Origin of the sequence: Paeniglutamicibacter sulfureus, assembly GCF_039535115.1 — a bacterium.
GTDB classification, from domain to species: domain Bacteria; phylum Actinomycetota; class Actinomycetes; order Actinomycetales; family Micrococcaceae; genus Paeniglutamicibacter; species Paeniglutamicibacter sulfureus.
Genome location: NZ_BAAAWO010000001.1, coordinates 4198733 through 4223650, shown reverse-complemented (window position 1 = coordinate 4223650; position 24918 = coordinate 4198733). Strand labels below are relative to the sequence as shown.

Genomic DNA, 24918 nt, shown 5'->3' with positions numbered 1-24918 from the left:
GCCGCATCAGTCGCGCGGTCGCACCACCAGGACCGGGCAGGCGGCGTGACGCACGCACTGCTCGCTCACCGAGCCCAGCAGCATGCCCTTCAAGCCGCCGCGCCCGCGGGTTCCCACCACCATCATCAGGGCGTCGTGCGAGATCGCGATGAGGCTTTTGGCCGGCGGCGCGTGCACCGGTTCATAGGTGATCTGGACCCCGGGAAACTTTTCGGCAACAGGGTGGGCATCGCGTTCCAGTTCCTCGCGCACGGCTGCGGTGAACTCGTCCATGGCCGGGACGTAGCCGAATTCCCACCCGGCCGGCCGCGGTGCGGTGGCGATGGACCACGCCCGTGAAACGACGACCGGTGCCGACAGCTTCCGGGCCAGCTCCAGGGCCATGGCCAACGCGTCTTCCGCTCCCTTGGACCCGTCGTGTCCCACCACGATGCTGCCGGCCGGGGCGGGTTCCGGTGTATGGATCGGTATGTTGAATGTTCCTTCGGTGCTCATTGCCGTTTCTCCTTGGGTCGTGCGGAATGGTTCGAGGGGGGCTCAGGGCCGCGGCCGAGGCTAGGTGTATTCGTCGTGGAGCCGATGCGCCTCGGCCACCTGCGCACGGATCTTGTCGACGTCCTTGGCCTTGTTGCGGTACTTCGGTTCCATGGCCATGATCTGGGCTTCTTCCATCGTCAGCAGCCGGTAGACACGTTCGCGTTCGGCGGGGTCTGCAGTGTAGCCGAGGTCGATGTAGTCCACCGCGTGCCGCCGGGCACTGTTGATCGCTGTCTGTGCCTTTCCCGCCTTGCTCAGCAGCGAGACGACAATGGTGATGACAAGCACCCCGATGATGAAGCCCAGGGACAGTCCGGTGGAAATTTCGATGACGGGGACGGGTTCGCCGTCGTTGATGAATGGAAGGTTGTTTTCGTGCAGCGCATGGAGCACCAGCTTGACGCCGATGAAGGCCAGGATGGCTGCCAGTCCATAGGAGAGGTAGATGAGCCGGTCAAGCAGTCCGTCCAACAGGAAGTAGAGCTGGCGCAGTCCCATCAGCGAAAACGCGGTGGCGGTGAAAACAATGTACACATTCTGCGTCAAGCCGAAGATCGCGGGAATGGAGTCCAGCGCGAACAAGATGTCGGTGCCGCCGATCGACACCATGACCAGCAGCATAGGCGTCAGCGCGCGCTTGCCGTTGTGCATGGTAAAGAGCTTGTCTCCATCGAAGTGGTCGGTCGTGTGGAGGAACCTCTTGGCCAGGCGCATCATGAAGTTGTCTGATTGCCCCGTCGCGTGGTCCCCGGGCTTGAGCAGGTTGCCGGCCGTGATCAGCAGGATCAGGCCGAAGAGGTAGAACACCCAGGCGAACGAGTTGATCAGCGCCGCACCCAGGAAAATGAACCCGGTCCGGGCCAGCAGCGAGAACACGATGCCGAAAAGCAGCACCTTCTGCTGGTCCTCGCGGGGAACCCTGAAACTGGCAATGATGATTAGGAAGACGAACAGGTTGTCGACCGAAAGGGCCTTCTCCGTGATGTAGCCGGCGAAGTATTCCGACCCCATGGTCGCACCGCCGAAAACGAACACCAGGATCCCGAAGATGATGGCAATCCCCACATAGATCGATGACCAGATGGCGGCTTCCTTGAGCGCGGGGACGTGCGCCTTGCGGATGTGGAAGAAATAGTCGAAGGCGAGCAAGGCCAGGATAACGACGATGGTGATGCCCCAAATCAAGGGGGAAACTGTCATGTGTTCCTTCTTTCGGACGGCGGTGGCGGCGGTCCCGGGACCTTGCCTGGTTTTGGCATACCGCTGCCGGAGGCGCCCTCAGAGGGGCCGTCTACGGCGTCGTCGAATGCCAGCAACCAAGCAAAGCCTGTGTGTCGAAACTAGCACCTCGCTAGGCTGTTTGATACCCCTCCCTGCACGGACGATGGGAACCGTCGTTGGCAGACCGACGTTTTGGTCCGGACCGCCGTCCGCGCCACTTTTTAGAGCGTTCCCCCGGCGGCCTCGGGCGCGCCGGCTCCCCCGTCCGCACCGGGCTGCCCGGCATCTCCCACCGATTCGCGGGCCAGGAATGTCTCGATCTCGAAGAGACTGCTGGCCCTGCGCGCGATATTCAACAACGTGGACATCGACGCCACCTCCTCGACCTGCTCCTTGAGGAACCACAGCATGAACTGCTCTCCCAGCGGATCGTTTTCGGCCCGGGCTGCGGCGAACAACTCCTTGATCTGCTCGGTGACCTCGATCTCCTGGGCAAGCGCAAGCACCAGCGGATCTTCCGCCGTCGCAAAGTCGTTTCGGACCTCGCCAATGCCGGGGATGACGAACTTGATGCCTCGGTCCAGCATGTACTGCACCATCATCATGGCGTGGTTCCGCTCCTCCAAGGCCTGGCGGTAGAAGTGCTTCGCCAGCCGGGGCAGGTCCTGTCCATCGAACCAGGCCGCGATGGCAATGTACTGCTGGGACGCCGCGAACTCGTTGCCCAGTTGGCGGGTCAGTAACTCATTGAACTGATGGCTCATGATGCTCTCCTGAAGTGGGTGTGCACGCGTGCGGACCCGGCGTGCCGCGAACTGGTCGGGCCGTGGTGGCGAAGGACCTGTATCGAGCGTCCCCCGTCCTTGATACCAACGTCAAGGGCGGGCGAGGTACCGGTCGGAGAACCGGTTGCAGTTCTTCGTTTTCCCTGACCGCGGAGTGCTCCTGGCCTGCGCGGATCCGCCGGCGAGGGAAGGGACGCAAGCCAAATACAGGACGGGATTGGCCGCCCCCGGGCTACCTCCGCGCGTTCCCCACGAAGGCGAGCAGTGCCGCGTTGACCTCAGCGGCGTGTGTCCAGAGCAGGCCGTGGGGTGCCCCGTCGATTTCCACGTAGTCGGCTTCCGGCAGCAATTTCCGGAACCGCCGCGCCGTGGCATCGATGGGCAGGATATTGTCGGCCGTGCCGTGCAGGATGAGCGCCGGCTTGCCGCTGGCAGCCACCGCTGCGACGTCCGCGCGAAAATCCTCGATCCAGGAGGAAACGACCGCGTAGGCGGCCACCGGCGCGCTCGAAACAGCGGTGTTCCAGTTCGCTGTGACGACTTCCTGGCTGATCCGCGACCCCAAGGTGTCATCGAGGTTGTAGAAATCGGAGAAGAAGCTCGTGAACCAGGCGAAGCGGTCACCCTGGGCCGTCTCGACGATACCGTCGAAGACTTCTTGCGGCACGCCCTCGGGATTGTCATCCCTCTGCACGAGGAATGGTTCAAGCGAAGCCAGGAAGGCGAGCTTCGCGACGCGCTTGTGCCCGAACGTGGACACATAGCGTGCCAGTTCGCCGGTGCCCATGGAGAAGCCAACCAGGATCACGTCGTTCAGGTCGAGGGTTTCGAGCACCGTGTTGAGGTCGGAGGCGAAGGTGTCGTAGTCGTACCCCGTGCCGACTTTGCTCGATTGGCCGAACCCGCGGCGGTCGTAGGTGATGACGCGGAAGCCCGCGTCGAGCAGGACACGGGTCTGGCGCTCCCAGCTATGTCCGTTGAGTGGGTACCCGTGGATGAGGACCACCGGCTGTCCCTGGCCCTGGTCCTCGTAGTAGAGGTCGATTGACGTGCTGTTCTCGTTGCCAACGCTGATGAAGCCCATGGAGGTTTGCCTTCCGTTCGGTGGTGCGTGCGATCGCTATCCCGGTCTCCCACTCACGCTAAGGAACCGCACCCCGCATTTCAAGCATCCGTGGCGACATGACCCGGTGCGAAGCCCACGGGCGCAAACGCAAGACGACGGACCCTGCCGGTGGCGTGCGGGTATGCTGCATCGAACTGGACGCGCCCACATCGGTTGCCCTACGCCCATTGAGCGCTTCCGCATCCCCGGCCGGATGGCTCGCTTAGTGGGTTTCGGGACGGTGCTCCGATGCCGCCGCGTGTTGCTCGGCGATCAGGTATTCCTTCACTGCCTGGGCAGGCACGCGGTAGGAGCGGCCGAATCGCACGGCGGGCAATTCCCCTGAATGCACCAGCCGGTAAACGGTCATGTTGGATACCCTCATGGCCTCGGCGACCTCTGCCACGGTCATGTAGTGGGCATCCTCGAACCCCTTGAGATCCACCATGGTGTTTCTTCCCCCAATCATGTTGTATTTCATCCCCAAATGAAACTCCCAATGCCGTGCACCACTCCAACCACTTGTGCAACGTGGTTACCATGCTAGTCACAAGGCACCGACGGCACCATGGAAACGACATTGCATTTGGGCCACGGTTCCCACCTCAGGGAAGCAGCGTCTGCGCAACGACCGCGCGGGGACTCCGTTGCCGGATTAACCGGCCTCACTGCCGCTATGGATACACCCTGCACTGCGGTGCTTCAATGGGTCCATGACGCACAAGGTGCAAGCCGACTACCTAGTGGTCGGGGCCGGCGCGATGGGCATGGCATTCGCGGATGCGTTGATCGACCATGCCGACGCGCGCGTGGCCATTGTCGACAGACGCCACGGTTCCGGCGGGCATTGGCTCGACGCCTATCCCTTCGCGCGCCTGCACCAGGCCTCCGCATTTTATGGTGTCGCCTCCACGCTGCTCGGCGATTCCCGGGTGCAACAGCACGGTCCGGAAGCCGGCCTTCACGAACGGGCCGATGTCTCGGAGATCTGCGCCTACTACGCCCACATCCTGTCCGACCGGATGCTGGGCACCGACAAGGTCGAGTTCTTCAACAACTGCGAGTATGTTGCCGACGGGCAGATCGTCTCGCATATCTCCGGCCGGCGGACCGAGGTGCCATCGCAGTGCCGGATCGTCGACGCACGGTATCTTGCACCGGACATCCCGTTGATCACCCCGCCGCGCTTCGACGTCGCGGACGATGTCCGCGTGATTCCGGTCAACAGCCTCGCCCGCACCATGGAGGCGCCGAGCCAGTATGTGATCGTGGGATCGGGCAAGACCGCAACCGATGCCTGCATCTGGCTCCTGGCCCACGGCGTGGACCCCAACGCGATCTGCTGGGTGAGGCCGCGCGATCCCTGGATGCTCAACCGCGCTGTCGTCCAGCCGGAACCGGCGGTGTTCCTCGGCATGGCCGCCGACACCATGGAGGCATCCGCCGCCGCGACATCGCTCGAGGACCTGTTTTTCCGGCTGGAAGACGCCGGCATCATGCTCCGCATCGACCGGTCGGTCACCCCGACGATGGCCAAGACTCCGACGCTGGCGACCTGGGAACTGGAGAAACTGCGCACCATTGAGCACGTCGTGCGGCTCGGACATGTCCGGGCGGTGGAACGGCGGCGCATTTCGCTCGAGGACGGCACGGTCTCGATGGCCAAGGACGCGCTCGTGGTGCACTGTGCCGCCTCTGGCCTGCGCTACCCGCCGACCATCCCGATCTGGGGACGGTCGGCGATCACGCTGCAGCCGATCCGGGCCGGATTCCCGTGCTTCGGTGCAGCGCTGGCAGGCTACGTGGAAGCGACCCGCGACGACGACGCGGAAAAGAACCGGCTCTGCCCATCGACCCCGTATCCCAACACACTTGCCAGTTGGGCAACCATGCAGATCATGGGCACCCGTGCGGCGAAATCCTTTGGGTCGGAACCGGACATCAAGGCCTGGGCCGACGCCGTGGCGCTGAATCCGGCACGGGTTCCACCCGAGGAGGGCAGGCTGGCGGAGGTGGATGATGCGCTCTCCCGCCTGAAGACCCAGGTTCCCTTGGGCGTTGCCCGGCTGGCGGAACTGGTCTGAACCCCGGCGCTCATCCCCCCGCTCGCCGAAGACCCTGAGCGAAGGGACCTGTCCGGGGTGAGGGGCGACTCCCTCACCCCGGATTCCCGTCTCGTTGTAGCTGGCGTCGGCTATTGCCTGAACACCGTACGGCGCACTACTTCGACGGTTCCGGTTCCGAAGGCGTCGGCGCCGAGGCGGTCTCGACTTCCACCAACAGTGCCGCTGCGATGGCGTCGAAGGCGCGCAAGGTGGGGAACAGCCTGGCGGGATCCTGCGGGACCGGCCAGGTCGACAGCTTCACTGCCACCACTTGGGCGGGGCGGTTGATGTAGACCATTTGTCCGTGGATGCCAAGGCAAAGCACGACGTCGCTGCCCTCGTAGGGGAACCACATCTGGTTCCGGTACATCCCGCCGGGCATGAGGTTGTCGACAGGGCTGTCAGCGAAAGCGTCTCGGGAGTCCGGTGCCCCGGCCAGTGTCTGCTCAATCCACTCGGACGAGAGCACGCGCTCACCGGTCAGGGAGAGCCCATCGTTGAGGAAAAGCGAACCAAAGCGGGCCATGTCGCGCAGCGTGGCGTTGATCCCGCCGTCAAAGACAGCGGTGCCGAACTGGTCGATGCCGACGGACGCATCGGATTCGGCACCGAGCTTGCCCCACACCAGATCCGACAGCAAGGCGTCCATCGATGAGCCGGATGCGGCCTCGCAGATCCAGCCGAGCATGTCCGTTTCGCAAGAACGGTATTCGAAAACGCCGCCGTGGGCGGTCTTTCGTTCCAAGGTCCGCAGGTACGGGTACATTCCCGTGGGCCCGGGCGCCTTGGCGGGCGCCCAGCCGATGGCTTCCTCCAGCTTCCGGATTCCGGCGGCAGGGTCCAGGTAGTTCTCGGAAAAGTCGATTCCGGAACGCATGTCCAGCAGCTCTCGCACCGTGGCCCCGGCATATCCGGTTTCAGTGAGTTCGGGGAGGTAGTCGGTCAGCTGCCCTTCAGGATCCAGGATTCCGGAGTCACACAGCGCCCCGGCCACCGCTCCGACCAGTGACTTGCTCATCGACATCAGCAGGTGCTGGGTCCCGGCGCCCATCCCACCGAAGTACTGCTCGGTGAGCACCTGGCCGCGGTGCAACAGCATCCATCCATCGGTCTCCGTGGTGGCCATCACCGAGCCCACGCTCATGGGCACTTCTCCGGCAAAGACCGGCGGCAGAATGACGGAATCCAGGTCGCGGTGCCCTTCCGGAAGCTGCGCCACCTGGCCATCCCCCCGGGAAATTGTCGCCGTAGGCAGGATCTCGGCCATGTGCTGGAAGGCCCACCGCTGGTTCTCGGGCAGCCGCCAGCTGTTCATGTCCACGGGCTGCGTCTGGAATTCCAAATTCATGTTGTTCATGGGGAAATACCCTTCAGTTGCTACACCGTTTGTTCATTTGGACATTACCACCGGGGGTTCTCACCGTCCCGATTTGTGCATCCCTTGGTCGCGTAGACAGTCAATGTGACGCGGGGGTCCGGAGGCACCGTTGTCCCATCGACCCCGGTCAGACGCAGGCGATTGGCTGTTCACCGTCGTGCCGACGGAATTACCGACGTCACGGGCGGCAGGCCAGGAGGCCTGCCGCCCGCTAAAAGGGACACTGGATCGGCCTACAGGAAAAAACGAAGGGTTCCGTGCAGATTGGGTGCACGCCAAAGCGGCATGCCATAGGCTCATAAACAACGTCGCTGCCAGCTAGCGGCAAGTCAACCAAGAGATAAGGCCAGAAAAATGATCGGATTCATCGTCGCGGGACTAGTCATCGGTGCCCTCGCGAGACTCATCAAGCCCGGCAAGCAAAATCTGAGCCTGATTGTGACTCTCCTGCTCGGACTCGCCGGTTCGGTCATCGGCGGGGTCATCGCGAACCTGCTCGGCACAGGCGACATCTTTGAGCTCAATGTGGTCGGATTTATCGTCGCCGTCGTCGCATCCGTGCTCCTCGTCGGCGTTGCCGAAGGCCTGTCGGGGCGCCGCAGCTCAGTTCGCTGAGCGGAAACAGCGTTGGAAAGAGGCATCTGCCCCCCTGAGCAAGGCGGTGCAGGTGTCTTTTTCATATCGCAACCGATTTCCCGGTCGATAGGATGTCGGCGTCAGTCACGGGGAACACACTGTCATCATTCACCGCCTATCTGGGGGAGCACTCCATGGAATCCGCGCGCATTTTCGAGTCAATCGTGATCATTTTCAACCCGAACAGCACGGGGAATGCCCCCAAATTGGCCGAAGAGTTGAGGGACCGGTTGGCAGACCGGCTCCCTTACCGAGCGGACATCAGCCTGCAGCCCACCGAACATGCAGGCCATGCCGTCGAGCTGGCCCGGGAAGCCGCCGCCAACCACGCCAACGTGCTGGTCGTCTCCGTCAGCGGGGACGGGGGCTACAACGAAGTCGTCAACGGGGTCATGCAGAGCGGCAACCGGGAGGCCGTTTGTGCTGTCATGGCCGCCGGCAACGCCAACGACCACCGCTCCAGCATCGGCACCAAGCCCCTCGATGAGGCCATTGCCGAAGGCCATGTGCGGAGGATCGACCTGCTGAACATCGCCACGGGAGAGGGAGGTGACCTTACCGGGGAGTACGCGCACTCCTACATCGGCTTCGGACTCACTCCGGTGGTGGCCATCGACCTGGAAAAGGGCAGCAAGGGAGCGCTGAAGGAAATGGTCTCCGTGGTGCGCACGTTCTCGAAGTTCACGCCCTTTGAAATGCAGCATTCGAACGGCCAGCACCTGAAGCTGGACAGCTTGGTCTTCGCGAACATCCCCGAAATGGCCAAGTACGCCACGCTCAGCGAGGCCGATGACCAGCCCCGCGACGGGAAGTTCGAGGTCATCATTCTGCCCCACCAGCCCAAGTGGCGTGTCCTGCTGACCGCCGCACGCGCCGCAACGAAAGGGCTGGGAGACCAGCCGAGCACCGACCACTACGAGTTCACCACGCTCAAGCCGATACCGTACCAAATCGACGGCGAAGTCAGGAGTGCCGCAGCCAATACCGTGGTCCGCGTGACCAGCGTGCCGCGCGCCCTGCCGATCGTCGGCTAGCGGCGCGGCCGGTGCCGGGCATCCTGGCTTATGGCGCCGGACAGTTTGACCTACGAAGTCGACATCACCACGCCGGGCCTCTACGCCGTTTCAGGACGCGTTTCCTCCCACGTCGAACCTGCCGGCACTGTCACGCTGGACTGGGGATCCACCCGGGAGGAACCGGTCGCCATCAAGAACACGACGCATAACCGGAACTTCGAACGCCAGGAATGGGACCAGCGCTACCTTGAGCGCGGAACCCACCGCTTCACCGTGCACTTCACGGCCCAGGATTACGTCTCCTTGGACTACATCCAGTTTGACCGCGTCATCGGTTAACGTCACCCGAAACCACAAGGACGCGAGACGATGCTCGTGGGCGTGCTGCCCGCAGGCGTCGGGATCCATCCGCAGGTCCATCACGGGCTAAGGCGGCGGCCACCGGGTTGATCCCGGTTGCCGCCGCCTTAGCCCGATTGTCCGGCGAGGAGCCTGTCCGGCTCTCGTCCGTACTATGGATTGTTCCGGTCTCGGAGCGCCTAGCTGGTGACCAACACGTCGGCCGCCGTATCCATGTGCTCCTTGATGACCTTGGCAGCAAGGGCCGCGTCGGCGGAAGCGATGGCGTCGACGATCTCTGCATGCCGCTCGACGTTCATGTTCCTGATGCCGCGTTCCTTGCCGCCCCACATGATGGACATGCGGATGCTGCCCTCGAGCTGCTCCCAGGAGAGCAACAGGGGCTCGTTGCCGGTGAGCCGGCACAGGACACGGTGGAATTCCAGGTCGGCCTCGATCCCGCGTTCGATCCCGTGTCCGGCTTCGACCCCCATGTGCTTCAAGGCGGCCTGCAGCTGGGCGACTGCGTCACTGCGGTCCTCGAGGGTGCACAGCCGCTGCGCGGCGAGGGTCTCCAGTGCGGCCCGGACGGCAAAGATGTCCCGGATCTCCTTGGCGTCGAGGTTCCGGACAGAGAGCCGGCCCCGCGCTCCGGCGGAGACCAGACCCTCCTGCTGAAGCTGACGCAGCGCCTCGCGCAGGGTGCCGCGGCTGATGTTGAGCATGTCGGACAGCTCGGTTTCGACCAAGTGCTTCCCCGGCGGGATCTCACCGGTGGTGATCGCCCGGCGCAGGGCCGTGAGCGCTTGCTGCCGAAGGCTGGTCTTTTCGAGCCCCAGCAAGGACATTGCTTCCACGGCCATGGTTTTCCGCTTTCTTTTCGTTGTCGACGGTCAACATTTACACGTTCTCCACCGATCCTAGCCCCTCATGAGGCATCAGCGGCATGCCCCGCCGCCTGAACCGAGCCTAAAGTTCGCCCAAGACCTTCTCCACGATGCGCGCAACCGACAGTCCGTATCGGTCGTGAAGAGTGGGCAGTGCTCCGGCCTGCAGGAATTCATCCGGCAGGGCGATGGGCACCACGCGCTTGCTGACGCCCGACTGCACCACGGCGGAGGCCACGGTCTCGAACAATCCGCCGACGACCGAATGGTTTTCCAAGGTCACGGCCAGTCTGTCGGTGTTCAGTTCGCGCAATACGGTTTCGGTGTCGAACGGCTTGATCGTGGGGGCGTGGACGACCGCGACATCCACGTGGTGCTTGGCCAGTTCCTTCGCGGCAGCAAGTGCCCTCATGGTCATCAGTCCGCTGGAGACGAAGACAACGTCGGCGCCGCCGCGCAGCACCTTCGCCTTGCCCAGTTCGAAGGTGTAGTCGTATTCGTCAAGGACGGTGGGCACGTTGCCGCGTAACAGCCGCAGGTAGGTGGGCCCTTCACTGGCTGCCAGCTGCGGCACCGCCTGTTCGATGTCCAAGGAGTCGCAGGGGTCCACGATGGTCAGGTTGGGCATGCCGCGGAAGATCGCCATGTCCTCGGTGGCCTGGTGGCTGGGGCCGTAGCCGGTGGTGAGTCCGGGAAGGCCGCCGACCACATTGACGTTGAGGTTCGGCTCGGCGGCGTCCAGGGCGAGGAAGTCGTAGGCGCGTCGGGCCGCAAAGACTGAATACGTGGAAGCGAATGGCACCAGCCCGGTCTGGGCCATGCCTGCGGCGGCACCCAGGAGGAGCTGTTCGGCCATGCCCATCTGGAAGAACCTCTCGGGGAAGGCATTGGCGAAGATATGCATGTCGGTGTATTTGCCGAGGTCGGCCGTGAGTCCGACGATCGCGGGGTTTTCCTCGGCCGCCTTGACCAGGGCGTGCCCGAACGGGGCGGGTGCCGTCTTTTGGCCGGGGTCGGCGAAGGAGGCGATCATGGCCGAGGTTTTCAGGCGGGCCTTCACTGGGGTGGTGGTCATTTGGTTGCTCCTTCATGGCCCGCGGTGAGTTGCTCACGGCAGGTTTTCCATTCGTGTTCTTCAATGCGCATGAAGTGCGCCTTTTCGCGCTCTTCCAGCAGCGGGACGCCGCAGCCAACGCGGGTGTCGCACAGAATGACCGATGGCCGGGCGTCGGGCCCCGCGTCTTGCGCGACGGCGTCGAATGCAGCCAGGAGCTGGCCGACATCGTTGCCGTCCACACGCTGGACGTGCCAGCCGCTGGCGGCCCATTTGTCGGCCACAGGTTCGGTTCGCATGACGGTGTCGGTCTTGCCGTCGGCTTGGAGCGCATTGATGTCCACCAAGACGGTGAGGTTCCCCAGTCCGTGGTGGTGGGCGCCCATGGCGGCCTCCCAGGTGGATCCCTCGTCGAGCTCGCCGTCGGACATGAAGTTGATGACCCGAGACGGGGATCCCTGGTGCCGGAGGCCCAATGCGGTGCCGATGGCGATCGGCAGCCCGTGTCCGAGCGATCCCCCGGAGATCTCCATGCCCGGCGTGTAGGTGGACATTCCCGACATGGGAAGCCGTGAGTCGTCGGATCCGTAGGTCTCGAGTTCTTCGATCGGGACGATGCCGGCCTGCGCGAGGGCGGCATAGTGCCCGATGGCGTAGTGCCCGGTGGAGAGCAGGAACCGGTCACGCCCGTCCCAGTCCGGGTCCTCGGGCCGGTAGACAAGCTGGTCGGCGTAGACCGCGGCGAACATGTCGGCGGAGCCCAGGGCCTGACCGACATATCCCTGCCCCTGAACCTCTCCCATGTTCAGGGCATGGTGCCGCATCCGGTAGGCGAAGTCTTCGACCAGGCGGCGGCGCTCAGCCGCGCCGGTCCCCGCGGTGGCGGTGGATGTTGTGGTGGTGGTCATCGTTGCTGGTCCTTTGGTTGCTGGAGTGGCTCGGTTCATGCGTGCACGTGGTTGGCCGTAGTGGAATCCTCGGCTTCGGTGGCGAACTTGCGCTCGGCCGGGCCCCAGGTCTCGCGTGTGGCGAGTGCCGCCCACAGTCCTATGGCTCCGTAGAAGCTGAAGAGCAGCGCCGGGCCCAACCAGCCGAAGCTGATGAACAGCAGGGTGGTGACGAAGGGGGTAAAACCGGAAACCATCGCCGAGATCTGGTAAGCCAGTGAAGCCCCGGAGGAGCGCGTATTCGCTTGGAAGAGCTCGGGGAACCAGGCGCCCTGGGCGCCGGCCAGCGAATTCTGGCAAACAGCATAGGAAATCACGACGGTCGCAATAATCAAGACGAACAAGCCGGTGTTCACGAGCAGGAACATGGGAATTCCAAAGAGCACAGCGAAGGCAGTCGAAGCAATGTAAGCCGGCCGGCGGCCGATCTTGTCCGTCAGTGAACCCCACGCCATCGTGGCGAAGATGCCGATGGCGGAGGCGACGCACAGGGCGATGAGGGTCTGGGTCTTGTCGGCCAGCTCGCTGGTGTGGAGGTAGGAGATCATGTAGGTGATCGAGACGGCGTAGCCGGCAGTCTCGGCGATGCGCAGGCCGATGCCGCGCACGATGTTGCGCCAGTCCTCGCGGATGACCTTGGCGATCGGATTGCGGACGATCTGCCCCGAGCTCTTGACCTCTTCGAATACCGGGGATTCGGGGACCTTCGACCGGATGATCAACCCGACGGCCACCAGCACGATGCTGGCCAGGAACGGGACACGCCAGGCCCAGTCGCCATCGAGGTTAACGCTGTAGAGGAACACCACGTTGGCCAGCAGCAGGCCGACGGGGAAGCCGGCCTGGACGATGCCGGTGTACTTGCCCTTCTTCTTCCACGGGGCGTGTTCGTAGCTCATCAGGATCGCCCCACCCCACTCGGCACCGAAGGCCAGGCCCTGGATGATACGAACGAGCACCAGCAGCACGGGGGCAACGACGCCGATCTGCTCGTAGGTCGGCAGCAGGCCGATAACGAATGTCGCCAGGCCCATGAGGATCAACGAGGCCACGAGCACGGGCTTGCGGCCCAACTTGTCGCCCAGGTGCCCACCGAGGATTCCACCGAGCGGGCGTGCGGCGAAGCCCACGCCCAAGGTGGCGAACGCGGCCAGCGTCCCGGTGACCGAATCGGCCCCCGGGAAGAACGCCGTCCCGAAATAGAGCGCGGCCGCGGTCCCGAAGCCAATGAAGTCATAGGTCTCGATCACGGCCCCTACACTGGAGCCGACGGCGACGCGCTTGGCGTCCTTCGTGCCGTGGACGTGTCCACGCATCGCAAGGCTTTGGTTCGTCATGTCTTTACCTTTCGGACAAACCGGCGAGTCCTACTTTGGAAGCGCCAGTGTCAACAGTCAACAGGTTACGCCCTCTACTGTGATGCACGCCACCGACAATTGTCAACAGTCAACTGTTATCCAAATTATTTGGTTGACTGTTGACAGTTAACGGGAATAGGGTGTTGGGAGTCACATCAATTCGCTTGGCCTGAGGCGGCCCCGCCGCGGCCCACTAAGGAGCACACCATGAGCAATATCCCCCGCACCGCTGTCGTCACCGGCGCCGCATCGTCCAAGGGCATCGGCATGGCAGTCGCCGAACGGTACGCCCGCCTCGGCTGGGCCGTTGTCGTGCTGGACCTGGATAGCGAAAAATCCGCAAAGGTCGCCGCGGAAATCGGTTCCACTCACGATGTGGCCGCGTTCGGCCATGCCGTGGATGTGGCGGACGAGGCATCCGTTGACGCGGCGTACCGCGCGGTGCGCGATGAGGTGGCTGCCGGCAATCTCCCACCGGTGGGGGCACTGGCCAATATCGCCGGCATCACCTCCCCCGTCCCCTTCCTGGAAACCACGCGGGAACTCTGGGACAAGGTCATGGCCGTCAACGCTACGGGGACCTACCTCGTCACCAAGGCGTTTCTTCCCGACATGCTTGAAAACGGCTGGGGACGCATCGTGAACATGTCGTCCGTCTCCGCGCAGCGCGGCGGTGGCGTATTCGGCAAGGTTCCTTATTCGGCGGCCAAGGCAGCGATTCTTGGATTCACCAAGGCACTGGCTCGTGAACTCGAGGACAGCGGGGTGACGGTCAACGCCGTGACACCAGGAGCGGTCGACACCAATATCCGCGTCGGATCGACCGCCGAAACCGAGGCAGCCATCACCCGTGACATCCCGCTGGGACGCACGGCAACCACCGAGGAAGTCGCCGCGGTCATAACGTTTCTTTCCAGCGAGGACGCTTCGTACCTCACCGGCGGAACCCTGGACATCAACGGCGGCAGCCACCTGCACTAAACCGGGTGATACTTCGTTCCACACCGTCCAGACATGGAGCCTGAACACGCATTCGCTGGCTGTAACCTCTCGTAAAAAAGATCGCCTGCACTCTCCCGAATTTTGGGGAAGTGCAGGCGATCCTTTGATTTACGCTTAGCGGCTGGCGATGAACGCCTGCACGCAGGCCTCGATGTCCTCGATGTCCTCGGCCGAGTGTGCGGCCGAAAGCTGGACACGGATGCGCGCGGCGCCCTTGGCCACCACGGGGAAGCTGAAGGCGGTCACAAAGACGCTGTACTCCATTTTAAGGCTTGCCCTGCTGATCCAAGTTGTTGCGCGGCTTCGACAACGCGCGCTGACATGGCTTGTTCGGCTGGCTTGCCCCAGCTGCGCGGATCATAGTATTTCTTGTTGCCGACTTCACCGTCGAGCTTGAGAACCGAATCATAATGGGAAAGCATGTGCCCCGCCAGTGAACGGGTGAATACGTACTGAGTGTCCGTATCGATATTCATTTTGACTACCCCGTGTGACACAGCCAAGGCTATGTCTTCAGCCGAGGACCCTGACCCCCCGTGAAAAACTAGATTGAATGGCTTATCAACTCCGCTTTCGGCGCCGATGGTTTCCTGGATCTCTCGCAACAACTCAGGACGCAGATGCACTCCCCCCGGCTTGTATACACCATGTACATTGCCAAAGGTCAATGCCGTCAAGTATTCCTCGGAACAGTCCACACCAAGGCGCCGGACGACCTCCCGGGCGTCGCCAACGGTGGAGTACAGCTTTTCGTCGATTGCACCAACGATGCCGTCTTCTTCGCCGCCAACAACGCCGACCTCTATTTCCAAAATTGTTCTTGCCGCACGGGATTTTTCGAGCAATTCCTCCGCGATGTCCAAGTTTCGCCCGAGCGGGACCGACGACCCATCCCACATATGAGATTGCACCAATGGGTTCAGTCCGCGCGCCACGCGTTCGGTCGAATGAGCAAGCAGTGGTCGGACCCAGTCATCCAGGTTTTCTTCCGGGCAGTGGTCGGTATGGATGGCCACCGATATTGAATATTTCGCCGCTACCTCATGGGCATAGGCGGCCAGCGCTAATGTCCCCGTAACGCGGTCTTGCACGCGTTGGCCCGAAAGATAAAGTGCCGTCCCTAGCGAGATCTGGATAATCCCATCGCTCTCTGCCTCGGCAAAACCATCCAGTGCGGCATTAAGCGTTTGGGAGGAGGTTACGTTGATGGCGGGCAGCGCGTAGCCCTCGTTCTTGGCGTTGCGGATTAGCGCGGTGTACTGCTCCGGAGTTGCGACCGGCATGGCATTCCTCGGGTTGGTAGGGATGGAGAATTAGTCGGCGCATCCACAAGAGTTGCGGTGACGCATGAAGGGTGCAATGCTATGGCGCGCGAACGGGGCATCCGATCCCACGATGCGATCAAGCAGCATCTGAACGGCCTCCGCCCCCATGGTTTCAACGTCCTGCGCCATAGTGGTCAGACGCGGTTCGAAGGAATCGGCCCATTCGAAGTCGTCGAATCCGACAAGGGCCACGTCTCGTGGCACCCTCAGTCCCGCATCGCGCAGCGCCTTCATTACCCCGATGGTCATGGCATTATTCATGCTCACTATGGCCGTAGGGGGCTCGACGCTCTGCAGAAGTCGAGCCATCGCTGCATGGCCTCCTTCAGCGGTAGAATGTCCCTCTTCAAATAGAACCTGGCTGCGCTCAACTCCCGCCTCAGCCACGGCGGCGTAGAAACCGTCCCTTCGTTCAACTGTTGTGCTCAATCCTCTGGCACCGATGATGGCCGCAATCTTACGATGGCCGAGTTCAAGAAGATGGGCGGTGAGTCGTTTGACCGGTTCGTAGTTTTCCGGTGCGTATTGGTCGCAGGGGAAGTCTAGGAACCTGTCGATCAACACCATGGGCGTTCGCGATGCGCGCACCATTTCTAAGGTGTCATGGCGGCCGTGTGAACCGCCTGCAGGGGCGAGGATCAGCCCGTCGATTTGACGATCGAGCAGCGTGCCAATGGTCCGGGACTCTCGTTCAGGATCATCGTGTGTGTCAGCCAGAACGATGTTGTACCCAGCGGTCGTCGCAACTTTTTCGATGGTATTCACGAGACTGCCAAAGTATGGATTACTCAAGACTGATATTGCCAGACCCAGCGTTTGGGTTCGCTGCATGGCCAAGGAGCGGGCAAGTCCATTGCGACGGTACCCAGTGCTTTCAATGGCCGCCAGAACCTTGATCCGAGTGGTTTCCCTGACCGCTCTGGTTCCGTTCAGGACATGTGAAACCGTGGACCCGGAGACGCCTGCAATCCGAGCCACATCGTTCATCGTCGTCACGATTTCACCTCTCTCGTTTCCGGTCATTTCCTGTTGATAGCAACTATAGATCACTGTGACCAATTTCATACAAGCGCTTGCGCAAGCGCTTGTACAGGCCTAGTCTCGACTCACGGCCAAGGAGATTTGGGGCACACCGCCTGCATGGCCATCCAGCGACAAGGAAGTCAAAAGGAATTCATCATGAAGAAATTCAGCAAGTTCTTGGGTGTCGTTTCAGTCGGCACGCTTGCGATAACTTTGGCCGCTTGCGGTTCGAACGGCGGGGCGGAAGCCGGGAACAACAGCGCGAGTAGCGATGCCGCGACCCCCGTCAAGATCGGGCTGGTAACCAAGACGGACACCAACCCCTTCTTCGTAAAGCTCCGCGAAGCCGCGAAAGAGGCAGCTGCGGAAGAAGGTGCGGAAGTCGTGGCGCTGGCAGGAAAATTCGACGGTGACAACGAGGGCCAGGTCGCCGCCATCGAGAATCTCGTAGCCCAAGGCGTAAAGGGAATCCTGATCACCCCGAACTCCTCAACTGGCATCCTTTCAGCCATCAAGAAAGCGCGCGATTCAGGTGTCGTCGTCGTAGCCTTGGACACGGCAACGGAGCCTGCCGACGCGGTTGATGCAACATTCGCGACGGACAACTTGAAGGCCGGTGTCCTGCAGGGCACTTGGGTTAAGGCGACACTTGGCAGCAAGGCACCTTCGCTGATCATGCTCGATGGCACGCCGGGCGGCACTGTCGATACCTTCCGCCACGACGGATTCCTCGAAGGCATGGGCTTGGCCGAAGGTGCCCCCGAGATCAGCGGCCAAGAGAACACCAATGGCGATCAAACCAAAGCCCAAACGGCCATGGAAAATCTGCTCCAACGTGTCCCCAACGCAAACTCGCTATACACAATCAACGAGCCAGCCGCCGCTGGAGCTTACCAAGCCATCAAGGCGGCCGGAAAACAGGACCAAATCACCATCGGATCAATTGATGGCAGTTGCACCGGCGTCGACAACGTCAAGAAGGGCATCATCGGCGCCACCGTTATGCAGTTCCCTGGCACGATGGCCGCCGAAGGAGTCAAATCCGTCGTCGAATACGCCAAGTCCGGAACTAAGCCAACCGGTTTCACCGACACCGGAACTGTCATCATCACCGACACGCCGGTCTCCGGAGTCGATTCCAAGGACACTGCGTGGGGTCTGGAGAACTGCTGGGGCTAATCACCCGGTCATGACCAATACCCGACCAAAATCGGGGGTGGGGGCCTCTAAGCCTCCACCCCCCACTGGGAGAAGAACTTGAGTTCACCACTAACTGATTCCGTTCCGGCATCACCAATCCGCGGCGCCCGACTGCTGGAAATCATTCGCCAGCCATTGCTTGGCCCCCTAGCGGCACTCGTTATTGCCGTCATCGTCTTCAGCTTTATTTCCGATAACTTCCTTTCCACCGCCAATTTGTCACTGCTCCTACAGCAATCAGTGGTCATTGGCATTCTGGCCGTTGGACAGACCCTGATCATCCTCACTGGCGGAATCGATCTGTCCATTGGAGCCGTCGCCATCCTCGGCACCTTGGTCATGGCAAAGATCGGTGCCATTCATGGCCCTTGGGTTGGGCTTGCAGCCGCGGCGGGCGTATGCATTTTGGCCGGGCTGCTCAATGGGGCGCTGGTGGCCGTTTTGGGGCTGCCCCCATTCATTGTCACGCTGGGTACTTTCACTGTCTTCTTTGCAGCTACGCAGTTGTATGCAGGTTCCCAAACCTATGCCGCTATCGACGGCTTACAGACTTTCTTGGGTGATTCATTTAAAATCGGCACGTTCACCGTGACATACGGGATTCTGGCCATGTTCGTTGTCTATCTACTGGTTTGGTACATGCTCAAGCAGACTGCAACTGGCCAGCATATATACGCGGTGGGAGGGAACCCCGGCGCCGCCCAACTCGTGGGTATCAAGACTAAGAAAACTTTGCTGTATGTATACGGTATTGCAGGGCTCATTGCCGCGGTGGCTGCATGGGCGGCAATGGGCCGCATCCCGGTGGCAGATCCCAACGCGTTTCAACAGGCGAACCTCGAAACAATCACAGCCGTGGTCATCGGCGGCACCAGTCTCTTCGGTGGCCGGGGCAGTGTATTCGGAACGTTATTCGGCATGCTCATCGTCAGTGTGCTTCGAAGCGGACTCACAGCCGCCGGCGTCGATGCCCTTTATCAAAATATTGCCACTGGAGTCCTGGTCATCGCTGCCGTCGCGTTGGACACCCTCGCACGAAGGAGAAGCTCATGAGTGAAAACATCGTGGAGAGACGTATGGTCCTCCAAGCTCGCGGTTTAGTCAAGCGGTATGGCAGTGTCACGGCAATCAACGGCGCCGACTTCGATCTGCACGATGGCGAGGTGCTGGCCGTCATCGGAGACAACGGCGCGGGCAAGTCAAGTTTGATTCGAGCACTGACAGGGGCATTGGTTCCGGACCAAGGCACAATCGCTTTGGACGGGAAGGAAATCCATTTCAAGAACACCTTGGATGCGAGGGCCCACGGAATTGAGACCGTCTATCAGGATCTGGCCGTGATTCCAGCGCTGGATATAGCAACCAACGTTTTCCTGGGCCGTGAGCTGCGTAAGCCCGGCATCCTCGGCTCGGTGTTCCGACAATTGGACATGAAGCGGATGCGTGAGGAATCAGCAATGCACCTGGCCGATCTGAAGATCGGCATCAAATCAGTGCGCCAGCCGGTCGAAAAACTCTCCGGCGGACAGCGCCAGGGCGTGGCGGTGGTCCGAACCGCGGCGTTCGGCAAACAGGTGATCGTCATGGACGAACCCACCGCTGCACTTGGCGTGCGTGAGACTGGCATGGTGATCGAACTGATCCGCAAGATCCGAGACAGAGGAATTCCTGTGGTTCTTATCAGCCACGACATGCCCAACGTCTTCGAAGTTGCTGACCGAATTCACGTCCATCGGCTGGGCAAGCGGGCAGCCGTCGTAGATCCTAAAAAGCGCAATATGGCCGAGGTCGTGGCCATGATGACCGGCGCATTGGAGCCGACGGACCGGGAAATATCAGGTACAGCATGACAGACCAGGAATCGCGGGACATCCTCAATAGCGAACCATGGATTTGGTTTGTCGGACTCGCGACGATGGACGTAATCCAAAGGGTCGAAAATTGGCCCAGCCCAAACGACAAGGTGACTTCCACTTGGCAAGAGGTCGCACCGGGAGGGCCTGCTACCAACGCTGCCCTTGCCTGCTCCGCCCTGGGCGGCAAGTCCCGGCTGGGTACTGGGCTCGGTCTCGGAACTGTGGGTGCCACGATTTTCAACACCCTAGAAACACGAGACGTGACAGTTGACGATTGGGCTCCGAAGGAGGCCATGCCGTCACTCTCAAGCATCATTCTCACCGGGGACACCGGCGCCCGGGCCATCGTTTCCTCCGATGCGACGGGAATGGATCTATCTCCGCCCGAGATTCCTCCAGACCTGGCTAACTGTGCGGCATTGCTCCTTGATGGCCACCATCCCCGGATCGCTCGCTGGGCTGCGGGTATGGCCCACGAAAAGGGCGTCCGAGTCATTCTCGACGCGGGGCGATGGAAACCCGTAATGGAAGTTCTGTTGCCCTTGGCCGACGACGTCGTGTGCTCTGCAGATTTCACCGTCCCAGGAACCACTGACCGTCAATCCATGATGGACGAAATCTTGCGCCGGGGCACGCGGCGGGTGGCAGTGACGGACGGTGCCGGCCCCATCGCATGGCGCGAACGTGGACAAAATGATGGTGAAATCACCGGTGGTGAAATACAGGTACCTACAGTGACGGCCGTCGACACGCTGGCCGCAGGCGATGTCTTTCACGGCGCATATGTTTATGCCGTGGCCCAGCTTCAGCTAGCGTTCGCTCCTGCCTTGGAATTGGCGTCCGAAGTGGCAGCATGCAAGGTGCAGCGTCTGGGTCAGCAAGAATGGCTCAAGGCTCTGGAAAACTACCCCATGTAGGCAACGGCCGTGGCCCACAAGGTTTCTTTTTACAACGACTCACGGGAGTACCGCAAAATGTCCGTTGAACAAGTGGGACTGGACGAGCTGGTGGGTCATGCCAAGCTACTTTCCAGACAATCGGGCCGGCACATCCTGGGCATCGTTGGCGCACCGGGATCGGGAAAGTCCACGTTGGCCGCGGAAATTGTCAGGGCACTTGGTCCAGATCTGTCCACGTTGCTGCCGATGGACGGGTTTCATCTGGCCAACGAGGTACTCAGAGCCCAAGGGAAATGTGACCGTAAGGGAGCCATAGACACCTTCGATGCAATGGGTTGCGCCCTGATGCTGGAGCGGATCAAATCTCAAACCCGAGAAGACCCCCTTATTTATGCCCCGATCTTCCGGCGGGAAATCGAAGAGCCGATAGCCTGTGCGGTGCAGGTGGATTACAGGACACCGTTGATCGTGGTCGAGGGGAACTACCTACTACATGACGACTCGGTCTGGGGTCGTGCGGCAGCATGCCTTGACACCTCGTGGTATCTGGAACCTGCCACCACGATTCGGCACGACCGCTTGGTTCGGCGGCATGCCGAGTTTGGGAAAAGTCTCGAAGATGCCAGGGCTTGGGCTTTGGGTTCCGATGAGATCAATGCCCGGCTCATTGCCTTGGGCGCGCCACGAGCGGACCGCAGGCTGCACTTGGTCACCAACTTGTCCGCATAGCTGCCATTCTCCATGGGCTCGCCGAAAGGAAAAGACCGCGGCGACCGTAGAGGTGTTTGTCACGCGTTTGGGCGATGATGCAGCGGGCGTCATTCGTTAACAAGACACATCATGGTGTGCTCTCTGTTGCCCAGGAGCACACCATGATGACCAGTGCATTTAGCGGCTGGCGATGAACGCTTGCACGCAGGCCTCGATGTCCTCGGCCGAGTGTGCTGCCGAAAGCTGGACGCGGATGCGCGCGGCACCCTTGGGCACCACCGGGAAGCTGAAGGCGGTGACGAAGACGCCGTGGTCCAGCATCTTGCCAGCGACCTCGGCGGCCTTCACTGCATCGCCGAACATCACCGGGATGATGGCGTGCTCGCCCTCGAGCAGGTCGAAGCCCTCCTCGGTCATGCGGGTGCGGAAGAGCGCCGCATTGGCGAAGAGCTTCTCGCGCAACTCGCCCGAGCCCTCGACCAGCTCCAGCGCCTTCAAGGTTGCCGCGACGATGGCCGGTGCCAGTGAGTTGGAGAACAGGTAGGGACGCGCCTTCTGGCGCAGCATCGCCACGATCTCCCCGCGGCCCGAGACGTATCCGCCCGAGGCTCCGCCCAGGGCCTTGCCGAAGGTGCCGGTGTAGATGTCCACGCGGTCCGAGACACCCGCGTGCTCGGGGGTTCCGGCACCGGTGGCGCCCATGAATCCCACCGCGTGCGAGTCATCGACCATGACCAGGGCGTCGTACTTGTCCGCCAGGTCGCAGATCGCCGCCAGCGGCGCCAGGTAACCGTCCATGGAGAAGACACCGTCGGTGACGATGATGGTGCGGCGTGCACCCGCCCCGTCGTTCAGCGCGGCGGCGGCCTGCAGCTGGGTTTCCAGGTCCGCCATGTCCTGGTTCGCGTAGCGGAAGCGCACGGCCTTGGACAGCCGGATGCCGTCGATGATCGAGGCGTGGTTCAGCGCGTCGGAGATAATGGCGTCACCCGGACCGAAGAGCGACTCGAAGACGCCCCCGTTGGCGTCGAAGCAGCTGCCGAACAGGATGGTGTCCTCGGTGCCCAGGAACCTGGAGACCGCCGCCTCCAGTTCCAGGTGCGCATCCTGGGTGCCGCAGATGAAGCGGACCGAGGCCATGCCGAAGCCGCGGGAATCCATGGCGTCCTTGGCCGCGGCGATGATGCGTTCATCGTCGGCCAGGCCCAGGTAGTTATTGGCGCAGAAGTTCAGCACCTGCTTGGCGCTGGAGCCGAGCTCGCCGGCGGAGATGCGGGCGGACTGGGCGGAGTCGATGTGGCGTTCGGACTTGAACAGGCCGTCGGTGCGCAGCTGCGCGAGTTCGGCTGCCAGCTCGTCTTTCATGGTGGTGTACATGTGCTTCTCCTGGAAGTCGCGTCGGAAGGTGGAAGAGGCTTGGGGAAGTTTAGAAGACGGTCCAGTCCAGGACGACCTTGCCGCCGTGGCCGGAGCGGGCGGCGTCGAAGCCCTTTTCCCATTGCGTGGCGGGCAGGTAGTCGGTGACCACCGAGGAGATGCGCTCGCGCAAAACCGGGTTGGAGGTGAGCATGGCGCTCATGGCGTACCAGGTCTCGAACATCTCGCGGCCGTAGATGCCCTTGAGCGTGAGCATGTGGGTGACGACCTTGCCCCAGTCGATGTCGATGGAGCTCGAGGGCAGGCCCAGCATCGAGATGTGCCCGCCGTGGTTCATGTTCTCGATCATTTCCGGCAGGGCCGTGGGGTGCCCGGACATTTCCATGCCGAAGTCGAAGCCCTCGACCATCCCGAGCTCGCGCTGGGCGTCCTTGATGCGGGTCTTGGACACGTCGATCGCCAGGTCCACGCCCATGCCGCGGGCCAGTTCCAGGCGCTCGGGCGACACGTCGGTGATGGCGATCTTGCGGGCCCCTGCGTGGCGGGCGACGGCGACGGCCATCAGCCCGATCGGCCCGGCGCCGGTGATCAGCACGTCCTCTCCGACCAGCGGGAAGGACAGTGCCGTGTGCACGGCGTTGCCGAAAGGGTCGAAGATCGCCCCGAGTTCAGGGGTGATCGAGGGATCCCGGTGCACCCAGACGTTGGCTTCGGGAATGACGACGTACTCGGCGAAGGCGCCGTCGCGCTGCACGCCCACCGAGACGGTGTTGATGCACATCTGGCGTCGGCCCGCCCGGCAGTTGCGGCACATTCCGCAGACCACGTGGCCCTCGCCGGAGACCCGGTCCCCGACCTGCACGTTGTGGACGTCGGACCCGACCTCCACGACCTCGCCGTAGAACTCGTGGCCCGGGATCATCGGCGCCTTGATCATGGCCTTTGCTGCGTCGTCGTAGGCCTGGATGTGCAGGTCGGTGCCGCAGATGCCGGCTGTCATCACGCGAATCTTCACGTCGTGGAAGCCGGCGACGGGTTCGGGGCGCTCAACGAGCTCGAATCCGGCGTGGGGTCCGGACTTGTACAGTGCCTTCATCGATGTTTCCTCACTTGCGCCGATCCAAGCGCGTTCTTGGACGATTCGACTCCAGTCTGGCATCTTGCGCCATCGGTGGATACCTTAGAAGATACGCAGGTTTCTCAATCAACGATTTAGGATTGTCTACATGGAAGTCCACCAGTTGCAGATCCTGCGCGAACTCGGCGACCTTGGCTCGGTCAAGGCCGTGGCGAGCGCCCTCTATGTCACCCCCTCTGCCGTGTCCCAGCAGCTGGCCCTGCTGCAGCGCAACATCCACGTGCCGCTGACCCGCAAGGAAGGCCGGAACCTGGTGCTCACCGAGGCCGGCGAGGTGCTGGCAGCCGCCGGGGCCTCGGTGGTCTCCTCGTTGGCGGCCGCGCGGGCCGCCATCGGCGAATTCCAGGAAAGCCCTGCCGCGCCGGTGACGGTCGCCGGGTTCCACTCCGTGGGACAGGCGCTCTTCGGCCCGCTGCTGGCCAAGCTCGAGGCCCCCGGCGCCCCGGTGCCGCAGTTCTTCGACGAGGATGTCGCACAGCAGGACTTCCCGGCGCTGACCGCCCGCTACGACCTGGTGCTGGCCCACCGGATGGACTACACCCCGCCCTGGCCCGCGGACCGGGTGGTTGTCTCCGCACTCGCACACGAACCGCTGGACATCGCCCTTCCCTCCCACCACCGGCTCGCGGCCCGTGCGACCCTGCTCCCTGCGGATCTCGTCGGCGAGCGCTGGGTTGTCAGTCGCGAAGGCTACTCCCCCGCCGACGTGCTCAAGGCCATCAGCGCTGTCTCCGGGGACGCACCGCGGGTCATCCACCGCATCAACGACTACGCCACCGTCGCGGCGCTGGTGGCCTGCGGAGACGTGCTGGGTATCATCCCGCGATATACCGCCGGATCCGCGCTGGGCACCTCCGTGGTGCTCCGTCCCCTGGAGGGCATCGCCAACCGGCGGCGCATCGACCTGCTGGCGCGGCCCGAATCCATGCACCGGCGCAGCGTGCAACTGGTGGCCGCCGCCATGGGCCAGGCCATGGCCGAGCTCAGCCTCGACTGACCATCCGGGCTCCAGTGCACCA

At 62.4% G+C, this 24918-nt stretch carries 25 protein-coding genes and 1 pseudogene; 11 read left to right on the top strand and 15 right to left on the bottom strand.

Annotation, left to right across the window (positions count from 1 at the left end):
• Positions 1-6 precede the first annotated feature (6 nt).
• The 5 genes from ABD687_RS19105 to ABD687_RS19085 form a co-directional block, all read right to left on the bottom strand.
• A complete protein-coding gene (locus ABD687_RS19105) occupies positions 7-495 on the bottom strand; it encodes a universal stress protein (protein WP_264268162.1) in 489 nt (162 codons plus the stop codon).
• Between the two features lie 60 nt (positions 496-555).
• Positions 556-1737: a TerC family protein gene (locus ABD687_RS19100; protein WP_264268163.1), complete on the bottom strand. Its 1182-nt coding sequence runs from the start codon at positions 1735-1737 to the stop codon at positions 556-558.
• Positions 1738-1979: 242 nt separating this feature from the next.
• Positions 1980-2522 carry a ferritin gene (locus ABD687_RS19095; protein WP_264268164.1) on the bottom strand — a complete coding sequence of 181 codons (543 nt, stop codon included), beginning with the start codon at positions 2520-2522 and terminating at the stop codon, positions 1980-1982.
• Between the two features lie 253 nt (positions 2523-2775).
• Positions 2776-3627: an alpha/beta fold hydrolase gene (locus ABD687_RS19090; protein WP_264268165.1), complete on the bottom strand. Its 852-nt coding sequence runs from the start codon at positions 3625-3627 to the stop codon at positions 2776-2778.
• A 244-nt stretch (positions 3628-3871) separates the two neighbouring features.
• Complete coding sequence (locus ABD687_RS19085; RefSeq protein WP_264268599.1) at positions 3872-4096, bottom strand: helix-turn-helix domain-containing protein; 225 nt, start codon at positions 4094-4096, stop codon at positions 3872-3874.
• 265 nt (positions 4097-4361) lie between these two features.
• Here ABD687_RS19085 and ABD687_RS19080 point away from each other — a divergent pair, with 265 nt between their 5' ends.
• A complete protein-coding gene (locus ABD687_RS19080; RefSeq protein ID WP_310288875.1) occupies positions 4362-5732 on the top strand; it encodes an NAD(P)-binding protein in 1371 nt (456 codons plus the stop codon).
• A 136-nt stretch (positions 5733-5868) separates the two neighbouring features.
• Here ABD687_RS19080 and ABD687_RS19075 read toward each other — a convergent pair whose 3' ends face one another.
• Entirely contained in the window at positions 5869-7110 is a 1242-nt protein-coding gene (locus ABD687_RS19075) for a serine hydrolase domain-containing protein (RefSeq protein WP_310288877.1), read from the bottom strand.
• A gap of 375 nt (positions 7111-7485) precedes the next feature.
• Here ABD687_RS19075 and ABD687_RS19070 point away from each other — a divergent pair, with 375 nt between their 5' ends.
• The 3 genes from ABD687_RS19070 (at position 7486) to ABD687_RS19060 (ending at position 9122) form a co-directional block, all read left to right on the top strand.
• Positions 7486-7746, top strand: a complete 261-nt coding sequence (locus ABD687_RS19070; RefSeq protein WP_264268168.1) for a GlsB/YeaQ/YmgE family stress response membrane protein — start codon at positions 7486-7488, stop codon at positions 7744-7746.
• A 155-nt stretch (positions 7747-7901) separates the two neighbouring features.
• A complete protein-coding gene (locus ABD687_RS19065; protein WP_302262724.1) occupies positions 7902-8801 on the top strand; it encodes a diacylglycerol/lipid kinase family protein in 900 nt (299 codons plus the stop codon).
• 45 nt (positions 8802-8846) lie between these two features.
• Positions 8847-9122 carry a carbohydrate-binding protein gene (locus ABD687_RS19060; RefSeq protein ID WP_310288882.1) on the top strand — a complete coding sequence of 92 codons (276 nt, stop codon included), beginning with the start codon at positions 8847-8849 and terminating at the stop codon, positions 9120-9122.
• A 200-nt stretch (positions 9123-9322) separates the two neighbouring features.
• Here the strand turns inward: ABD687_RS19060 and ABD687_RS19055 are convergent, their stop codons facing one another.
• The 4 genes from ABD687_RS19055 to ABD687_RS19040 all read right to left on the bottom strand — a co-directional run bounded on the left by ABD687_RS19055 (position 9323) and on the right by ABD687_RS19040 (position 13347).
• On the bottom strand, positions 9323-9985 hold the full coding sequence (locus ABD687_RS19055; RefSeq protein WP_264268172.1) for a GntR family transcriptional regulator: 663 nt from the start codon (positions 9983-9985) through the stop codon (positions 9323-9325).
• A 106-nt stretch (positions 9986-10091) separates the two neighbouring features.
• A complete protein-coding gene (locus ABD687_RS19050; protein ID WP_264268173.1) occupies positions 10092-11084 on the bottom strand; it encodes a transketolase family protein in 993 nt (330 codons plus the stop codon).
• Positions 11081-11887, bottom strand: coding sequence for a transketolase (locus ABD687_RS19045; RefSeq protein ID WP_310293378.1), 807 nt, complete (start codon positions 11885-11887; stop codon positions 11081-11083). Before ABD687_RS19045 ends, ABD687_RS19050 begins: the two co-directional genes overlap by 4 nt.
• A 119-nt stretch (positions 11888-12006) precedes the next feature.
• Positions 12007-13347, bottom strand: coding sequence for an MFS transporter (locus ABD687_RS19040; protein ID WP_310288890.1), 1341 nt, complete (start codon positions 13345-13347; stop codon positions 12007-12009).
• Positions 13348-13575: 228 nt separating this feature from the next.
• On the opposite strand from ABD687_RS19040, the gene ABD687_RS19035 reads away from it, so the two are divergent.
• Positions 13576-14349, top strand: coding sequence for an SDR family NAD(P)-dependent oxidoreductase (locus tag ABD687_RS19035; RefSeq protein ID WP_310288892.1), 774 nt, complete (start codon positions 13576-13578; stop codon positions 14347-14349).
• Between the two features lie 135 nt (positions 14350-14484).
• Here the strand turns inward: ABD687_RS19035 and ABD687_RS19030 are convergent.
• The 3 genes and pseudogenes from ABD687_RS19030 to ABD687_RS19020 all read right to left on the bottom strand — a co-directional run.
• A pseudogene (locus ABD687_RS19030) lies at positions 14485-14625 on the bottom strand (glycine C-acetyltransferase); the annotation flags it as partial.
• Positions 14613-15653 carry a class II fructose-bisphosphate aldolase gene (gene fbaA / locus ABD687_RS19025; RefSeq protein WP_310288895.1) on the bottom strand — a complete coding sequence of 347 codons (1041 nt, stop codon included), beginning with the start codon at positions 15651-15653 and terminating at the stop codon, positions 14613-14615. The gene fbaA and the pseudogene ABD687_RS19030, both read right to left, overlap by 13 nt.
• 30 nt (positions 15654-15683) lie before the next feature.
• Complete coding sequence (locus ABD687_RS19020; protein ID WP_344761011.1) at positions 15684-16760, bottom strand: LacI family DNA-binding transcriptional regulator; 1077 nt, start codon at positions 16758-16760, stop codon at positions 15684-15686.
• Positions 16761-16874: 114 nt separating this feature from the next.
• Between ABD687_RS19020 and ABD687_RS19015 the strand changes: the two genes are divergently transcribed.
• The 5 genes from ABD687_RS19015 to ABD687_RS18995 all read left to right on the top strand — a co-directional run bounded on the left by ABD687_RS19015 (position 16875) and on the right by ABD687_RS18995 (position 21402).
• On the top strand, positions 16875-17897 hold the full coding sequence (locus tag ABD687_RS19015) for a substrate-binding domain-containing protein (protein WP_310288899.1): 1023 nt from the start codon (positions 16875-16877) through the stop codon (positions 17895-17897).
• 78 nt (positions 17898-17975) lie between these two features.
• On the top strand, positions 17976-18971 hold the full coding sequence (locus tag ABD687_RS19010) for an ABC transporter permease (RefSeq protein WP_310288901.1): 996 nt from the start codon (positions 17976-17978) through the stop codon (positions 18969-18971).
• On the top strand, positions 18968-19768 hold the full coding sequence (locus ABD687_RS19005; protein ID WP_310288904.1) for an ATP-binding cassette domain-containing protein: 801 nt from the start codon (positions 18968-18970) through the stop codon (positions 19766-19768). The genes ABD687_RS19010 and ABD687_RS19005 overlap by 4 nt, the downstream gene beginning before the upstream one ends.
• Positions 19765-20691 carry a PfkB family carbohydrate kinase gene (locus tag ABD687_RS19000; RefSeq protein WP_310288907.1) on the top strand — a complete coding sequence of 309 codons (927 nt, stop codon included), beginning with the start codon at positions 19765-19767 and terminating at the stop codon, positions 20689-20691. The genes ABD687_RS19005 and ABD687_RS19000 overlap by 4 nt, the downstream gene beginning before the upstream one ends.
• Before the next feature lie 9 nt (positions 20692-20700).
• The gene (locus ABD687_RS18995) at positions 20701-21402 is read left to right on the top strand and encodes a nucleoside/nucleotide kinase family protein (protein ID WP_310288911.1); all 702 of its coding nucleotides are present in this window, start codon (positions 20701-20703) and stop codon (positions 21400-21402) included.
• A 159-nt stretch (positions 21403-21561) separates the two neighbouring features.
• Here the strand turns inward: ABD687_RS18995 and ABD687_RS18990 are convergent, their stop codons facing one another.
• Both ABD687_RS18990 and tdh read right to left on the bottom strand, forming a co-directional pair.
• On the bottom strand, positions 21562-22761 hold the full coding sequence (locus tag ABD687_RS18990; protein WP_310288914.1) for a glycine C-acetyltransferase: 1200 nt from the start codon (positions 22759-22761) through the stop codon (positions 21562-21564).
• Between the two features lie 49 nt (positions 22762-22810).
• Positions 22811-23857, bottom strand: coding sequence for an L-threonine 3-dehydrogenase (tdh, locus tag ABD687_RS18985; RefSeq protein ID WP_310288917.1), 1047 nt, complete (start codon positions 23855-23857; stop codon positions 22811-22813).
• A 130-nt stretch (positions 23858-23987) separates the two neighbouring features.
• On the opposite strand from tdh, the gene ABD687_RS18980 reads away from it, so the two are divergent.
• Positions 23988-24896, top strand: a complete 909-nt coding sequence (locus ABD687_RS18980) for a LysR family transcriptional regulator (RefSeq protein WP_302262727.1) — start codon at positions 23988-23990, stop codon at positions 24894-24896.
• Positions 24897-24918: the final 22 nt, after the last annotated feature.

Excerpts from the sequence above, each read along its gene's own strand:
- ABD687_RS19005 (WP_310288904.1), top strand. The coding sequence starts at position 18,968 with ATGAGTGAAAACATCGTGGAGAGACGTATGGTCCTCCAAGCTCGCGGT.
- ABD687_RS19000 (WP_310288907.1), top strand. The coding sequence starts at position 19,765 with ATGACAGACCAGGAATCGCGGGACATCCTCAATAGCGAACCATGGATT.
- ABD687_RS19080 (WP_310288875.1), top strand. The coding sequence starts at position 4,362 with ATGACGCACAAGGTGCAAGCCGACTACCTAGTGGTCGGGGCCGGCGCG.
- ABD687_RS19095 (WP_264268164.1), bottom strand. The coding sequence starts at position 2,522 with ATGAGCCATCAGTTCAATGAGTTACTGACCCGCCAACTGGGCAACGAG.
- fbaA (WP_310288895.1), bottom strand. The coding sequence starts at position 15,653 with ATGCCGGTCGCAACTCCGGAGCAGTACACCGCGCTAATCCGCAACGCC.
- ABD687_RS19015 (WP_310288899.1), top strand. The coding sequence starts at position 16,875 with ATGAAGAAATTCAGCAAGTTCTTGGGTGTCGTTTCAGTCGGCACGCTT.
- ABD687_RS18980 (WP_302262727.1), top strand. The coding sequence starts at position 23,988 with ATGGAAGTCCACCAGTTGCAGATCCTGCGCGAACTCGGCGACCTTGGC.
- ABD687_RS19050 (WP_264268173.1), bottom strand. The coding sequence starts at position 11,084 with ATGACCACCACCCCAGTGAAGGCCCGCCTGAAAACCTCGGCCATGATC.
- ABD687_RS19040 (WP_310288890.1), bottom strand. The coding sequence starts at position 13,347 with ATGACGAACCAAAGCCTTGCGATGCGTGGACACGTCCACGGCACGAAG.
- ABD687_RS19070 (WP_264268168.1), top strand. The coding sequence starts at position 7,486 with ATGATCGGATTCATCGTCGCGGGACTAGTCATCGGTGCCCTCGCGAGA.
- ABD687_RS19055 (WP_264268172.1), bottom strand. The coding sequence starts at position 9,985 with ATGGCCGTGGAAGCAATGTCCTTGCTGGGGCTCGAAAAGACCAGCCTT.
- ABD687_RS19035 (WP_310288892.1), top strand. The coding sequence starts at position 13,576 with ATGAGCAATATCCCCCGCACCGCTGTCGTCACCGGCGCCGCATCGTCC.
- ABD687_RS19090 (WP_264268165.1), bottom strand. The coding sequence starts at position 3,627 with ATGGGCTTCATCAGCGTTGGCAACGAGAACAGCACGTCAATCGACCTC.
- ABD687_RS19075 (WP_310288877.1), bottom strand. The coding sequence starts at position 7,110 with ATGAACAACATGAATTTGGAATTCCAGACGCAGCCCGTGGACATGAAC.
- ABD687_RS18990 (WP_310288914.1), bottom strand. The coding sequence starts at position 22,761 with ATGTACACCACCATGAAAGACGAGCTGGCAGCCGAACTCGCGCAGCTG.
- ABD687_RS19045 (WP_310293378.1), bottom strand. The coding sequence starts at position 11,887 with ATGCGGCACCATGCCCTGAACATGGGAGAGGTTCAGGGGCAGGGATAT.
- ABD687_RS19105 (WP_264268162.1), bottom strand. The coding sequence starts at position 495 with ATGAGCACCGAAGGAACATTCAACATACCGATCCATACACCGGAACCC.
- ABD687_RS19085 (WP_264268599.1), bottom strand. The coding sequence starts at position 4,096 with ATGGTGGATCTCAAGGGGTTCGAGGATGCCCACTACATGACCGTGGCA.
- ABD687_RS19020 (WP_344761011.1), bottom strand. The coding sequence starts at position 16,760 with ATGAAATTGGTCACAGTGATCTATAGTTGCTATCAACAGGAAATGACC.
- tdh (WP_310288917.1), bottom strand. The coding sequence starts at position 23,857 with ATGAAGGCACTGTACAAGTCCGGACCCCACGCCGGATTCGAGCTCGTT.
- ABD687_RS19100 (WP_264268163.1), bottom strand. The coding sequence starts at position 1,737 with ATGACAGTTTCCCCCTTGATTTGGGGCATCACCATCGTCGTTATCCTG.
- ABD687_RS19065 (WP_302262724.1), top strand. The coding sequence starts at position 7,902 with ATGGAATCCGCGCGCATTTTCGAGTCAATCGTGATCATTTTCAACCCG.